The 15,172-nt window shown below is 56.6% G+C and carries 13 protein-coding genes; 5 read left to right on the top strand and 8 right to left on the bottom strand.

Features of this window, described 5'->3' with window-relative positions:
- Positions 1-132 precede the first annotated feature (132 nt).
- From ABLV78_RS05010 to syd, 8 genes are all read right to left on the bottom strand, one after another.
- Positions 133-1,272: a glycerate kinase gene (locus ABLV78_RS05010; RefSeq protein ID WP_045397589.1), complete on the bottom strand. Its 1,140-nt coding sequence runs from the start codon at positions 1,270-1,272 to the stop codon at positions 133-135.
- A 66-nt stretch (positions 1,273-1,338) separates the two neighbouring features.
- The gene (gene gudD, locus ABLV78_RS05005) at positions 1,339-2,679 is read right to left on the bottom strand and encodes a glucarate dehydratase (RefSeq protein ID WP_047044238.1); all 1,341 of its coding nucleotides are present in this window, start codon (positions 2,677-2,679) and stop codon (positions 1,339-1,341) included.
- Positions 2,680-2,696: 17 nt separating this feature from the next.
- Entirely contained in the window at positions 2,697-4,037 is a 1,341-nt protein-coding gene (locus ABLV78_RS05000; protein ID WP_047044236.1) for an enolase C-terminal domain-like protein, read from the bottom strand.
- Positions 4,038-4,039: 2 nt separating this feature from the next.
- Positions 4,040-5,392, bottom strand: coding sequence for an MFS transporter (locus ABLV78_RS04995; RefSeq protein ID WP_045397599.1), 1,353 nt, complete (start codon positions 5,390-5,392; stop codon positions 4,040-4,042).
- A 473-nt stretch (positions 5,393-5,865) separates the two neighbouring features.
- Positions 5,866-6,309, bottom strand: coding sequence for a flavodoxin (locus tag ABLV78_RS04990; RefSeq protein ID WP_015369957.1), 444 nt, complete (start codon positions 6,307-6,309; stop codon positions 5,866-5,868).
- Between the two features lie 5 nt (positions 6,310-6,314).
- A complete protein-coding gene (gene truC / locus ABLV78_RS04985) occupies positions 6,315-7,109 on the bottom strand; it encodes a tRNA pseudouridine(65) synthase TruC (protein WP_045397602.1) in 795 nt (264 codons plus the stop codon).
- Entirely contained in the window at positions 7,109-7,438 is a 330-nt protein-coding gene (locus ABLV78_RS04980) for a YqcC family protein (protein WP_045397605.1), read from the bottom strand. The genes truC and ABLV78_RS04980 overlap by 1 nt, the downstream gene beginning before the upstream one ends.
- Positions 7,439-8,069: 631 nt before the next feature.
- Positions 8,070-8,615: a SecY-interacting protein gene (syd, locus tag ABLV78_RS04975; protein WP_047044234.1), complete on the bottom strand. Its 546-nt coding sequence runs from the start codon at positions 8,613-8,615 to the stop codon at positions 8,070-8,072.
- A gap of 68 nt (positions 8,616-8,683) precedes the next feature.
- On the opposite strand from syd, the gene queF reads away from it, so the two are divergent.
- From queF to xni, 5 genes are all read left to right on the top strand, one after another.
- Positions 8,684-9,529 carry an NADPH-dependent 7-cyano-7-deazaguanine reductase QueF gene (gene queF, locus ABLV78_RS04970; protein WP_047044232.1) on the top strand — a complete coding sequence of 282 codons (846 nt, stop codon included), beginning with the start codon at positions 8,684-8,686 and terminating at the stop codon, positions 9,527-9,529.
- A 112-nt stretch (positions 9,530-9,641) separates the two neighbouring features.
- Complete coding sequence (ppnN, locus tag ABLV78_RS04965; RefSeq protein WP_047044229.1) at positions 9,642-11,009, top strand: nucleotide 5'-monophosphate nucleosidase PpnN; 1,368 nt, start codon at positions 9,642-9,644, stop codon at positions 11,007-11,009.
- A gap of 493 nt (positions 11,010-11,502) precedes the next feature.
- A complete protein-coding gene (locus tag ABLV78_RS04960) occupies positions 11,503-12,792 on the top strand; it encodes an HAAAP family serine/threonine permease (RefSeq protein ID WP_045377485.1) in 1,290 nt (429 codons plus the stop codon).
- Positions 12,793-12,858: 66 nt separating this feature from the next.
- The gene (locus ABLV78_RS04955) at positions 12,859-14,226 is read left to right on the top strand and encodes an L-serine ammonia-lyase (RefSeq protein WP_015369949.1); all 1,368 of its coding nucleotides are present in this window, start codon (positions 12,859-12,861) and stop codon (positions 14,224-14,226) included.
- A 152-nt stretch (positions 14,227-14,378) separates the two neighbouring features.
- The gene (gene xni, locus ABLV78_RS04950; protein WP_047044226.1) at positions 14,379-15,137 is read left to right on the top strand and encodes a flap endonuclease Xni; all 759 of its coding nucleotides are present in this window, start codon (positions 14,379-14,381) and stop codon (positions 15,135-15,137) included.
- The last annotated feature ends 35 nt before the right edge of the window (positions 15,138-15,172 follow it).

Raw genomic sequence — 15,172 nt, 5'->3', positions numbered from 1 at the left:
TTATCCGGGCTACGCCCTACGGTCCGGTACTCGGTTGGTAGCCCCGGTAAGCGTAAGCGCCACCGGGGACGGTTCCCGGATCGCGGTGTTACGCGCCTTATCCGGGCTACAAATCCCACTGCGCTGCCCGGGTTACCGCTTGCCGCCCATCTGCAATACCGCGGCCACGTTACGCGCCGTCATTCTCACGTTGGCGGCGGCGTTCGCCAGCGCTTCGTCCAGGGTACAGACGGTATACAGCACGCTAAAGACCGCATCCAAACCATGCTGATGCACGACGCCAACATCGGCGGTCAGGCTGCCGGCAATCCCAATCACCGGCACGTTGAAGCGTTTCGCGACCTTCGCCACCCCCACCGGTACCTTACCGTGAATGGTCTGGCTGTCGATGCGCCCTTCACCGGTAATCACCAAATCAGCATCAGCCACTAAATCCGCCAGCCGCAGCGCATCGGTCACTATCTCGATCCCCGGTCGCAATTTGGCGCCGCAAAACGCATACAACGCCGCCCCCATACCGCCCGCCGCGCCGCCCCCTTCCAGGCTCAGCACATCGATATCCAAATCGCGGTCGATAATCTGCGCAAAGTGTTGCAGGCCGCGATCAAGACGTTCAATCATCGCCGTCGTCGCCCCTTTTTGCGGGCCGAACACCGCGCTTGCCCCCTGCGGGCCGGTTAACGGGTTGGTGACGTCGCAGGCGACATCAATCCGGCAATCCGCCAATCTTGGATCCAGCTCGCTGAGATCGATTCGCGCCAGCGTCTCCAGCGCGCCGCCGCCCGGCGCAATTTGCTGTTGCTCCGCGGTCAACAATTTCGCCCCTAACGCCTGCGCCATGCCGGCGCCGCCGTCATTGGTCGCGCTGCCGCCGATCCCAATAATAATCTGCGAGACTCCCGCATCTAACGCGTAACGAATCAGCTCGCCGGTTCCCCAGGAGGTGGTCAGTAGCGGATTACGTCGCGTCGGCGGCACGCTTTCCAGTCCGCTGGCTGCCGCCATTTCAATATAGGCGCAGCGCATATCGCCGGACAGACCGTAAAAGGCTTCGACCGGTTCGCCTAACGGCCCGGTAACGCTGACCTGTACGATATGTCCCTGCGTCGCGGCCACCATCGCCTCAACGGTACCCTCTCCGCCGTCGGCAACCGGGACTTTAACGTACTCCGCATGGGGATAAATTTCGCGGAACCCCGTTTCTATCGCGGTAGCGACATCCAGCGCACTCAGGCTCTCTTTGTAAGAATCCGGCGCGATCACTATCTTCATAAGTGTCCTTAATATGAATAACCCCGGCGACCGGCAGTTGCCGACCCCAACAGGGTCGGCGTTATCTTAGCGAACCATGCAAGGACGTTTGTTATCAAAGGTCCAGTTCGGGATTAAATATTGCATCGCCATGGCGTCATCACGAGCGCCCAGGCCATGTTTCTTATATAGCTCATTAGCCTGCATCACGCGGTCCATATCCAGCTCAACCCCCAAACCTGGCGTCGTCGGCACCTGCACCATACCGCCTTTGATTTCAAACGGCTGTTTGGTCAAACGCTGGTTGCCCTCCTGCCAGATCCAGTGGGTATCGATAGCGGTAATTTTACCCGGCGCCGCCGCGGCCACATGGGTAAACATCGCCAACGACACATCGAAGTGGTTATTAGAGTGCGACCCCCAGGTCAGGCCAAATTCATGACACATTTGCGCCACGCGCACCGATCCCTGCATGGTCCAGAAGTGCGGGTCAGCCAGCGGAATATCCACCGATTGTAACGACAGCGTATGGCCCATCTGCCGCCAGTCGGTGGCAATCATGTTGGTTGCGGTCGGCAGCCCGGTCGCCCGACGGAATTCGGCCATCACTTCGCGGCCGGAGAAACCTTGCTCAGCGCCGCATGGGTCTTCCGCATAGGCCAGTACGCCTTTCAGTTGCTTGCCTATCTGGATGGCTTCATCCAGCAGCCAGGCGCCGTTCGGGTCGAGGGTCACGCGCGCGTCAGGGAAACGCTTCGCCAGCGCGCTAATGGCTTCGGCTTCTTCAAAACCGGCCAGTACCCCGCCCTTCAGTTTAAAATCATTGAAGCCATATTTTTCGTAAGCGGCTTCCGCCAGACGAACTACCGCCTCCGGCGTCATCGCCTCTTCATGACGAATACGGTACCAGTCGCACTGCTCATCCGGTTGGCTTTGATAAGCCAGCGGCGTCGCGTGGCGGTTGCCGACGAAGAACAGATAGCCCAGCATTTCGACTTCACTCCGCTGTTGGCCGTCGCCAAGCAGAGAAGCAACGTTCACGCCCAGATGCTGGCCCAGCAGATCCAGCAGCGCCGCTTCAATCCCGGTCACCACGTGAATAGTGGTGCGCAGATCGAAGGTTTGCAGGCCGCGGCCGCCGGCATCGCGGTCGGCAAACTGGTTACGCACGGCATTCAGCACATTTTTGTACTCGCCCAGCGTTTTCCCCACTACCAGCGGCGCGGCGTCTTCCAGCGTCTGGCGGATCTTTTCGCCGCCGGGAATTTCGCCGACGCCGGTATGCCCGGAGTTATCTTTGATGATAACGATATTACGGGTGAAGTACGGCGCGTGCGCGCCGCTCAGGTTCATCAGCATGCTGTCATGCCCGGCGACCGGGATAACCTGCATAGCGGTCACAATTGGCGTTGAAGATGATGTAGTCATGACGTAATCCTTTTTAATTAATGACGGCCGAAAACGGGGCGTTTACGGTCGAATGTCCAACCGGGAATCAGGTACTGCATCGGGCCCGCATCATTACGCGCGCCGCCAGGCAGCGCCTTATAGGCCTCATGAGCTTTATGCACCTGTTCCCAGTCCAGCTCCACGCCGAGTCCCGGCGCGTCTGGCACGGCGATTTTGCCGTTGATAATTTGCAGCGGATTTTGCGTCAGGTGCGAATCGCCCTCCTGCCAAATCCAATGGGTATCGATAGCGGTCGGCTTGCCCGGCGCCGCGGCGCCGACGTGGGTAAACATCGCCAGCGAGATATCAAAATGGTTGTTCGAGTGGCAGCCCCAGGTCAGCCCCCAGTCATCGCACAGCTGCGCCACCCGCACCGCGCCAGAGAGCGTCCAGAAGTGCGGATCAGCCAGCGGAATATCGACGGCGTTGAGCATCACCGCATGCCCCATCTCGCGCCAGTTAGTGGCTATCATGTTGGTCGCCACCGGTAACCCGGTTGCGCGACGGAACTCGGCCATCACTTCCCGGCCGGAAAAGCCCTGTTCCGCGCCGCACGGATCTTCGGCATAGGTCAGGACATCCTGCAGCCCTTTGCACAGCATAATAGCTTCATCCAACAGCCAGGCGCCGTTCGGATCGACGGTAATGCGCGCTTCAGGGAAGCGTTTTTTCAGCGCGCGAGCGGTGTCGATCTCCTGCTCGCCAGGTAATACGCCGCCTTTTAGCTTAAAGTCTTTAAAGCCGTAGCGATCCTGAGCCGCCTCCGCCAGTCGCACCACCGCGTCGCTATTCAACGCCTGCTGATGACGCAGGCGATACCATTCGTGGTTGCCTGGCGTCCGCTCAAGGTATCCGAGATCGGTTTTTTCGCGGTCGCCGATATAGAACAGGTAGCCCAGCACGGTCACCGCATCACGCTGTTTGCCGGGCCCAAGCAGTTCGCAGACCGGGACATTCAACACCTTGCCAAGCAGGTCGAGCAGCGCGGCCTCCAGCGCCGCCACCGCATTGACTTTCAATTCGAAGGTCCATGCGCCTTTGCCGAAGGTGTCGAAATCCGCCGCCTGGTTGCCTTTATGTACCTGCTGCACCACGCGGTTGAGGCGAGCGACCTCCTGCCCAACCACCTGCGGAATGGCATCGACCAACGTCTGGTAGATGACTTCGCCGCCGGGCGCTTCGCCGACGCCGGTATGGCCAGCGTTATCGGTTAACACCACGATGTTGCGGGTAAACCAGGCGTTATGCGCGCCGCCGATATTCATCAGCATGCTGTCGCGCCCGGCGACCGGAATCACCTTCATTTCGGTAACAATTGGGCTGGATTGGGTATTCATGATTAACGCCCCGCAACCGGTTTAAGTTCGATACGTTTGATATCGCCCACCAGCACCAGGTAGCTGAGAACCGCCACCAGCGCATGGATACCGACGTAAATCAGCGCGCCGTTGAAAGAGCCGGTGGTGCCGACGATATAGCCGATAGCGATAGGGGTTACGATGCCGGAAATATTGCCGAACATGTTGAACAGACCGCCGGACAGGCCGCTAATCTCTTTCGGCGCGGTGTCCGCCATTACCGCCCAGCCCAGCGCGCCGATGCCTTTACCAAAGAAGGCCATCGCCATAAAGCCGATGATCATCCATTCCACATTCACGTAATTACACATCAGCATGGTCATGGACAACAGCATGCCCAGCACGATCGGCGTTTTGCGCGCGATATTCAGCGAGCCGGTACGGCGCATCAACCAGTCGGAAATAATCCCGCCCAACACCCCGCCGACAAAGCCGCACACCGCCGGAATCGAGGCGACAAAGCCCGCTTTAAGGATCGACATGCCGCGCGCCTGCACCAGATAAACCGGGAACCAGGTGATAAAGAAGTAGGTTAAGGCGTTGATGCAGTACTGACCGATATAGATCCCGACCATCATTCGCGAGCCAATCAGCTGCTTGATTTGGCCCATTTTTACGCTAAAAGGCACCTTCTGCGCACTGCTCTTTTGATCCATGTTGATCAACGCGCCGCCTTCGGCGATGTAGTCCAGTTCTTTCTGGTTCACGCCTGGATGGTTATTCGGATCGTGGATCACTTTCAGCCACACGAAGCTGATGACAATACCCAGTCCGCCCATAAAGAAGAATACGTGCGACCAGCCCACTTCATGGGTCAACCACCCCATAATCGGCGCGAAAATAACGGTAGCAAAATACTGCGCGGAGTTAAAAATCGATACCGCCGTCCCTCTCTCCTGCGCCGGGAACCAGGCGGCCACAATACGGCTATTGCCCGGGAACGAGGGCGATTCGGCAAGGCCGACGAGGAAGCGCAGGGTAAACAGCGCGATGATAATGCCAAAACCGCTAAAGATATCCACGAAGCCCTGCAGCAGGGTAAACACGGACCAGATAAAGATGGACCAGAAATAGACGCGTTTAGAACCAAAGCGGTCAAGCAGCCAGCCACCGGGGATCTGTCCGATCACATAGGCCCATGAAAACGCGGAGAAAACGTAACCCATGCCAACAGGATCGAGGCCGATATCCCTGGCCATTTCAGAACCGGCGATCGACAGCGTCGCGCGGTCGCCATAGTTAAAGGATGTGACGATAAACAGCATCACCACTATCCAATAGCGAGCATTGGTGCGCTTTTCAGCGGCGCTCGCAGCCTGACTTAATGAACTCATTGTTGTACTCCTGAATCATAGCGTTTAGCTACGTTCATTCTGAACAGCACAACCTGTAGGGTAATCAGAATGACGTGTTAGTGTTTTTTTTCGTTATATCTGGCGTACTGCTTTTGTCACTGGCAGGAAAAGTATAAAAAGAGGCCTCGACGGGCTCACCGTGCATATACACAGCTTTAGCGGGCGGAACTGCGTTAGTTTGTGGCGCATGCCTAAGGTTGTGGGGAGTAGTTCACGGAAATGGAAAACCGTCGCCTGCTTAGAGGAAGATGGGCAATATAACCTTCAGAGTGTGAATCGCCTCTCTTGACGCCGGGGAAACGCAAAGAAAAAAGCCATAGCGATGGCGTGGTTATCAGGCACATGCCCGAAGCCGGGAGGAATGGAAAACGTTAAGATAAGCCTGACCGTTTATCCGGCCACTGGCAGCTTAAGCGCGCCCTCTACGTAGGGAGAGGGCGTTCTTAATAGGATTAGTCGAGCAGTTTCGCCCACGCTTCTACCCAAGGATTGGAAACGCTTTCCGGTTCCGGGTCTTCGCTGGCGTCGATGGTGAGCATCTCGCCGATACGTCGCGCGCCCTGTTCCTGCAGCAGCGCATCAAAGGTTTTACCGCCGCCGCAGAAATTAGCGTAGGTGCTATCGCCAAGCGCGATAATGCCGTAGCGCAGATGCGGCTGATACATATCTTTAATGCCTTCATACAGCGGAACGATACTGTCCGGCAAATCGCCCTGCCCGGTGGTCGACGTCACGACCAGCACGTACTTGCCGGTATAGGATTCCCAGTCTTTCACTTCCGGGTCCTCAAATACCGTCGCTTTATGCCCCAGCCCGCTCAGAATGGCTTCCGCCTCCTCGGCGACCAACAGCGAGTTTCCGTACATTGTGCCGACAAAAATTCCGACTTCTGCCATAGTGATTATCTCCCTGGATTATCCGCGATACTCTCATCCTGACCGCTGTCGTCGGCAAACTCAACCCTTTCATTTAGCGGGAGAAGCCCGCGCCAGCCAAACTGCGACAGCGCGCGCATCCAGACGTCATCCAGACCCGCGCGAATCGTTAGCGGCTCGCCGGTAAAGGGATGCGTTAATGACAGCTGGCTGGCGTGCAGCATCAGACGATTGCAGCCGAAATGTTCAGCGGCGCTGCGGTTTTGCCGTAGATCGCCATGTTTGCTGTCACCGAGGATCGGATGGCGCAGATGGGCCAAATGACGACGCAGCTGATGTTTACGCCCGGTTTTCGGCTCCAGCTCCACCAACCCGTAGCGAGTGGTCGGGTAACGGCCGGTGGCGACCGGCATTTCTACCGTCGCCAGGCCGCGATAGTGGGTCACCGCCGGCTGCGGGCCTTTATCCTCACGAGCGAACTTATCGGCGATTTTGTCCAGCTCTTCCACCAGCGGGTAATCCAGCACATCCTCTTCAGTCAGCCAGCCGCGAACGATCGCGTGATAACGTTTTTGCATCTGGTGTTGCTCAAACTGCTGCGCCAGCAGCCTGCCCGCCTCGCTCGATAATCCCATCAGCAGCACGCCGGAAGTCGGCCGGTCCAGACGATGAGCGGTGAAGACGTGCTGGCCGATTTGATCGCGCACGGTCTGCATCACCACCACTTTCTCATCGCGGTCCAGCCAGCTGCGGTGCACCAGCCAGCCGGAAGGCTTATTCACCGCCACCAGCCACTCGTCCTGATAAATGATCTCCAGCATCAGGCGTCGTCGTCCGCGAATAACGCATCCAGCAGCAGTAGCTCGGCTACGATAGCTTCGCGCGCCGGATGAGCTTTATCCAGCGCCATCTCGTAATAAGGCGCGACGGCAAAGTTCTGCGGCAGCGGCATACCGCTGGCGATCAGTTGATGCAGACGCGGGATCAGCACCCACTGCAGCCATTCCAGCGGTTCGAGCGTGTCCAGGCAAAACGGCTGTTCGCTGGCGAAAGCGCTGCTATCCGGCGCCTGTTCCTGCCAGTGGTTTGTTTCGCGCAGCAGCGCTTCAATGGCGTGCAGGCGATCGCGCACGCTAGCGTGAAGGGTCATGGGGAAACCTCGATGAATTGTAAACCGGGCGCAGGATAGCAAATCCGCGAGAGAAATAAAAAAAGGGAGCACTGTATAAACAGTGCTCCCGGTTCGTTTTGCAGCATTCCAGCTACATTGGTGCTCCCTGCTCGTCCTTGAAAACTTTTCCTGAGGTCTCCTGACCAAGTTCATCCTTAAACTAGCGCATCCTGCTTTCACACCACCCCGATGTGAAATAACTTATCCCTAAGTGTGTCCAGATCTTCCTGTTCCACCGTTCATCCTGAGCGGCTCTCGTTCTCCATCCTGGAGGTGTCCATTACGCAATCCTGCGTTATCCTTGCTTCATCCTGAAGCCTGTCCTTGCAACGCCATCCCGGCGGGTCCTGCAGAAGAGCCATCATCCTGATGTTCTCTTCATTTCGCGACTCCCTGTCGACGTACATAGGATCACTGATTCCGCCTCTTCTTACAAGACTTACTACGACAATCTCTTAAGATTAGTGGCCAGACTAAAAGACCATATAATTATCAAATCATTTTATAACAATAAGTTAGATGTAATCCTTACGTTTAAAATTGCTGAAAATGATGACGATCTCTTACAGGTCTTGTAAGAGATCTCTCACAAACAACCAGGGTAAATGGATTACAGAAGGGGCTCAAGCTGATTCAGGAAACTCGCAAGTGAGTGAGAAAGGGTCTCTCTTTTTCGGGTTCCGAGCGTCTCTTTAATGACTTCGCCGCTCAGATTGCAGACCGAAATAACCTCCAGTTCGCTATCCAGCGTGGCGATAAACAGCGTCGGCGATAGCTTGAGGCGTTTTTGCACCACCAGGTGACCAATAAGGTTTTCCTGCACTCGCTGGAAGTCATCCGGGCTCCAGGCCTGCAATAAAGTAAGGTCCTGCGCCGCAAAGCGGGCGTGCATATCGCCAGCGAACTGAGTGGTATAATAACTATGAATTGGCTGTTGTACCACAATCTCCAGCGCTCGTTCAACTCCATCGAGATGGCGTGCTAACGTAAACGGCTGCGGCTGCCAGAAAACGGCATCGTTTTCACTGGCGCTGATACAGGGAGATGGGATGCCATAAAGGTCTTCGCTACGCGGCAGGCTGGCATAACGCTGCTGCCACGCATCGCAGTAACGTTGGGTAAATGATTGCAGCGCTTCTATGGTCTGATGATCCACCGGTTTCTCTCTTCACGTTAGACAGGATACACTTGGCATATAGTGTACCCGCTTTACTATGGTGAAACATGTCTTCTTACGATAATCATCAGGCGCTGGCCGGCCTGACGCTCGGTAAATCAACGGATTACCGTGATACCTATGACGCTTCGTTGCTGCAGGGCGTGCCGCGCAGCCTGAACCGCGACCCGCTTGGCCTGCATGCCGATAATCTGCCGTTCCACGGCGCCGATATCTGGACGCTGTACGAGCTGTCGTGGCTGAATGGCAAAGGCCTGCCGCAGGTCGCCGTCGGCTACGTGGAGCTGAGCGATACCACCGTCAATCTGGTGGAATCGAAAAGCTTCAAACTGTACCTGAACAGCTTCAACCAGACCCGCTTCGCCGACTGGCAGGAAGTCCAGGCCACGCTGACCCGCGATCTCAGCGCCTGCGCCCAGGGCGAGGTCAAGGTTTCGCTGTACCGCCTGGATGAGCTGGAAGGGCAACCGATCGCTCATCTGCACGGCGCCTGCATCGACGATCAGGATATCGAGATTGATAACTATCAGTTCAACGCCGACTACCTGCAGGACGCTGCCAGCGGCAAAGTCGTCGAAGAGACGCTGGTCAGCCATCTGCTGAAATCAAATTGTCTGATCACCCACCAGCCGGACTGGGGCTCGGTACAGATTCAGTATCGCGGGCCGAAAATCGATCGCGAAAAACTGCTGCGCTATCTGGTGTCGTTCCGCCATCACAATGAGTTCCACGAACAGTGTGTCGAACGCATCTTTAATGATGTGCTGCGTTTCTGCCGGCCGGAATCGCTTTCTGTGTACGCTCGCTACACCCGCCGCGGCGGCCTGGATATCAATCCGTGGCGCAGCAACGGTGAATTCGTGCCGGCAACCGGCCGTCTGGCGCGGCAATAAGCGAAATTTTTCACACTTTGCGTGCGTTAACGCGTACGCAAGGTTGTGGAAAGACTACGGCCAGGGCTATTGTAATCACAGGAAGACGATAATCGTCCTGTAAGGAGTTCACTTGATTACACACGTTAGCCCGCTTGGTTCAATGGATATGCTGTCACAGCTGGAAGTGGATATGCTTAAACGCACCGCCAGTAGTGACCTGTATCAACTCTTTCGCAACTGCTCGCTTGCTGTGCTCAACTCGGGGAGCCTGACCGATAACAGCAAGGAGCTACTGTCTCGTTTTGAAAACTTCGATATTAACGTGCTGCGCCGCGAACGCGGCGTGAAGCTGGAACTGATCAACCCGCCGGAAGACGCTTTCGTCGATGGCCGTATTATCCGTTCCCTGCAGGCCAACCTGTTTGCCGTGCTGCGCGATATCCTGTTCGTCTACGGGCAGATCCACAACACCGTCCGCTTCCCGAACCTCGATCTCGAAAGCTCAATTCACATCACCAACCTGGTGTTCTCGATTCTGCGTAACGCCCGCGCGCTTCACGTCGGCGAAGCGCCGAATATGATTGTCTGCTGGGGCGGCCACTCTATTAATGAAAATGAGTACCTGTACGCGCGCCGCGTCGGAACCCAGCTTGGCCTGCGCGAACTGAATATCTGCACCGGCTGCGGGCCAGGCGCCATGGAAGCGCCAATGAAAGGCGCCGCCGTCGGCCACGCCCAGCAGCGCTATAAAGACAGCCGCTTTATCGGCATGACCGAACCTTCCATTATCGCCGCTGAGCCGCCAAACCCGCTGGTCAACGAACTGATCATCATGCCGGATATCGAAAAGCGTCTCGAAGCGTTCGTACGCATCGCCCACGGTATTATCATCTTCCCGGGCGGCGTGGGTACTGCGGAAGAGCTGCTTTATCTGCTGGGCATCCTGATGCATCCGGATAACAAGTCGCAGGTGCTGCCGCTTATCCTCACCGGGCCGAAAGAGAGCGCCGACTACTTCCGCGTGCTGGACGAGTTCATCGTTCATACCCTCGGCGAATCGGCTCGCCGCCACTACCGCATTATTATCGACGATGCCGCTGAAGTGGCGCGCCAGATGAAAAAAGCGATGCCATTGGTCAAAGAGAGCCGCCGCGAAACCGACGACGCCTATAGCTTCAACTGGTCGATTCGTATCTCGCCGGACCTGCAGATGCCGTTTGAGCCAACGCACGACAATATGGCCAATCTCAAACTTTATCCGGACCAACCGGTGGAAGTACTGGCCGCCGACCTGCGCCGCGCCTTCTCCGGTATTGTCGCCGGCAACGTGAAAGAAATCGGTATTCAGGCTATCGAGAAATATGGCCCTTACAAGCTGCATGGCGATCCGGAAATGATGCGCCGCATGGACGATCTGCTGCAGGGCTTCGTTGCCCAGCACCGCATGAAGCTTCCGGGCGGCAGCGCCTACATTCCGTGCTACGAAATCTGCTCCTGATAATGTAATACCTCTCCCGGGCGGCGGTCGATCCCCTGCCCGGGCACTCCCGCCCGTAATTTCCAGTTAATTAATTTTTCTAATTAATGATTCGTAGAGTTTCCACATAGCCAATCGTTTGCGTTTCCAAAAAGAGCAATAAAATTCACCATAAAAATAACATTATGGCGAAAAAACGTCGTTTATATCACTTTTTTGCAGCAAAAACCTCGTTATTTGGTAACAGAGCTTTTATCTCATGTGCTGCAAATGATAGCCTTCGCGCCACATTTATCTGGCTGATCACCATAAACAGACTGTTGGGCTAAAAACGTTCAGATTTAAAGTGGATTATTGCATTTGGGATCCCGATCACTGATGTATTTTCCATATAAATGTATCTTGCCGCCCAATTGTTACGGAGAAAATTTCTAAAAAACCGTAAAGCAGCGAATTTCATATTATTTAATCGTTTTTATTTACTAGATTTTGTTGATTCCTCCAGGAGATACAGATGGAAACCACACAAACCAGCACTATCGTTTCGGGTGAAACCCGCAGCGGATGGCGCAAAACGGATACCATGTGGATGCTGGGCCTGTACGGCACGGCGATCGGCGCGGGCGTTTTGTTCCTGCCAATCAACGCCGGCGTCGGCGGTATGATCCCACTGATTATCATGGCGATTCTGGCCTTCCCGATGACCTTCTTCGCACACCGCGGTATGACCCGCTTCGTGCTTTCCGGTAAAAACCCGGGCGAAGACATCACTGAAGTCGTTGAAGAACACTTTGGCGTGGGCGCAGGTAAACTGATTACTCTGCTCTACTTCTTCGCAATCTACCCGATCCTGCTGGTTTATAGCGTGGCGATCACCAACACCGTCGAAAGCTTCATGGCGCACCAGCTGCACATGACGCCGCCGCCGCGCGCCATTCTGTCGCTGATCCTGATTGTCGGCATGATGACCATCGTTCGTTTCGGCGAGCAGATGATCGTTAAGGCAATGAGCATCCTGGTATTCCCGTTCGTTATCGCGCTGATGATCCTGGCTCTGTACCTGATCCCGCAATGGAACGGCGCGGCGCTGGAAACCCTGTCGCTGAGCAGCGCGTCAACAACCGGTAACGGTCTGCTGATGACCCTGTGGCTGGCGATCCCGGTAATGGTCTTCTCCTTTAACCACTCGCCGATCATCTCCTCCTTCGCGGTAGCGAAGCGTGAAGAATACGGCGAAGGCGCAGAGAAGAAATGCTCCAGCATCCTGGCGCGCGCTCACATCATGATGGTGCTGACCGTTATGTTCTTCGTCTTCAGCTGCGTACTGAGCCTGTCTCCGGCAGACCTGGCGGCGGCGAAAGAGCAGAACATCTCGATTCTGTCTTACCTGGCGAACCACTTTAACGCACCGGTTATCGCCTGGATGGCGCCGATCATCGCGATGATCGCTATCACCAAATCCTTCCTCGGCCACTATCTGGGCGCTCGTGAAGGTTTCAACGGCATGGTGATTAAGTCTCTGCGCGGCAAAGGCAAAACCATCGAAATCAACAAACTGAACAAGCTGACCGCGCTGTTTATGCTGGTCACCACCTGGATTGTGGCCACGCTGAACCCGAGCATCCTCGGCATGATTGAGACCCTGGGCGGTCCGATTATCGCGATGATCCTGTTCCTGATGCCGATGTACGCAATCCAGAAAGTTCCGGCCATGCGCAAATACAGCGGCCACATCAGCAACGTCTTCGTTGTGATTATGGGCCTGATTGCCATCTCCGCGATTTTCTACTCTCTGTTCAGCTAATTCTTTTAAGACCTCCCCTCGCGCCGCTTAACGGCGGCGCGCTTTCCGACAGTACTGGAATACATCATGATCAGCGTATTCGATATTTTCAAAATCGGCATTGGCCCATCCAGCTCCCATACCGTTGGACCGATGAAAGCGGGCAAACAATTCACTGACGACCTGATTGCGCGCGGCCTGCTGGCTGACGTCAGCAAAGTCGTCGTTGACGTATACGGCTCTCTCTCCCTGACCGGTAAAGGCCACCATACCGATATCGCCATTATCATGGGGCTGGCCGGCAATCTGCCGGATACCGTCGACATCGACGCGATCCCGGGCTTTATCCAGGACGTTAATACCCACGGCCGCCTGCTGCTGGCGAACGGCCAGCACGAAGTCGAGTTCCCTGTCGACCAGTGCATGAATTTCCATGCCGACAACCTGTCTCTGCATGAGAACGGCATGCGCATTACCGCGCTGGGCGGCGACAAGGTGCTCTACAGCCAGACCTACTACTCCATCGGCGGCGGCTTTATCGTCGATGAAGAGCACTTCGGCCTGACCACCGAAGCGCCGGTTGCTGTACCTTATCCGTACAAAAATGCCGCCGATCTGCAGAAACACTGCAATGAAACCGGCCTGTCGCTCTCCGGGCTGATGATGCAGAACGAGCTGGCGCTGCACAGCAAAGAAGAGCTGGAACAGCACTTCGCCGCGGTGTGGGAAGTGATGAGCGCCGGTATTGAGCGCGGTATCACCACTGAAGGCGTGCTCCCGGGCAAACTGCGCGTTCCGCGCCGCGCCGCCGCCCTGCGCCGTATGCTGGTGAGCCAGGACAATACCAACAGCGACCCAATGGCGGTAGTGGACTGGATCAACATGTTCGCGCTGGCGGTAAACGAAGAGAACGCCGCCGGCGGGCGTGTCGTCACCGCGCCAACTAACGGCGCCTGCGGTATCGTTCCGGCGGTACTGGCCTACTACGACAAGTTTATCCGCAAGGTGAACGCTAACTCTCTGGCCCGCTATATGCTGGTCGCCAGCGCCATTGGTTCGCTGTATAAGATGAACGCCTCTATCTCCGGCGCCGAAGTTGGCTGCCAGGGCGAAGTCGGCGTGGCCTGCTCGATGGCGGCGGCCGGTCTGGCGGAGCTGCTGGGCGCTAGCCCGGCCCAGGTGTGCATCGCCGCGGAAATCGGTATGGAACATAACCTCGGCCTGACCTGCGACCCGGTTGCCGGCCAGGTGCAGGTACCGTGCATCGAGCGTAACGCTATCGCGGCGGTCAAAGCGGTTAACGCCGCGCGTATGGCCCTGCGCCGTACCAGCGAACCGCGCGTGTGCCTCGATAAGGTTATCGAGACCATGTATGAAACGGGCAAAGATATGAACGCCAAGTACCGCGAAACCTCTCGCGGCGGCCTGGCGATGAAAATCGTCGCCTGCGATTAACGCCTCTGGCCCGGCACGCTTCGGCATGTCGGGCCAACTCTCCTCCAGCCCTGGCTCATTCTGCGAGCCTGCTTCCCGAACTTCGCTCTACCAATAGCCTCGTATTGTCACCGATGTTACCCTTATAGCCTGAGAACAAAGGGAGATATCTTGTGGCTGTTCATCTGTTAATTGTCGACGCGCTCAACCTGATCCGCCGTATTCATGCGGTGCAGGGTTCCCCCTGCGCGGATACCTGCCTGCACGCCCTCGAACAGCTTATCGTCCACAGCCTGCCGACGCATGCCGTGGCGGTGTTCGACGATGAAGACCGCGCTCACGGCTGGCGCCACCAGCGGCTGCCGGAATATAAAGCCGGGCGCGCGCCGATGCCGGAAACGCTGGAAGCGGAAATGCCGGCGCTGCGGGCGGCTTTTGAACAGCGCGGAATACGCTGCTGGGCGCTGCCCGGCAGCGAAGCGGACGATCTGGCGGCCACGCTCGCCGTTAAAGTTGCCCAGGCCGGGCATCAGGCTACCATTGTCTCGACCGATAAAGGCTACTGTCAGCTGCTGTCGCCGACCATTCGCATCCGCGATTATTTCCAGAAACGCTGGCTGGATGCGCCGTTTATCGCCAATGAATTCGGCGTGACGCCGGAACAGCTCCCGGACTACTGGGGTCTGGCGGGGATTAGCAGTTCGAAAGTACCGGGCGTTGCCGGGATTGGGCCGAAAAGCGCGGCGCAGCTGTTAACGGATTATCAGAATTTAGAAGGCATCTACGCGCGGCTTGCGGATGTGCCGGAGAAGTGGCGTAAGAAGCTTGAAGAGCATAAAGAGATGGCGTTTACCTGCCGGGAAATCGCCCGCCTGCAAACGGACTTACAGCTCGATGGCAACCTGCAGCAGCTGCGGTTGCCATCCGCGTGATCCCCGGCCGTGCTGATGCGTGACCGGGGCTGCTG

Source organism: Klebsiella sp. CN_Kp075 (assembly GCF_040065055.2).
Taxonomy (GTDB): Bacteria; Pseudomonadota; Gammaproteobacteria; order Enterobacterales; family Enterobacteriaceae; genus Klebsiella; species Klebsiella aerogenes.
This window is presented reverse-complemented; position numbering and strand designations above follow the sequence as displayed.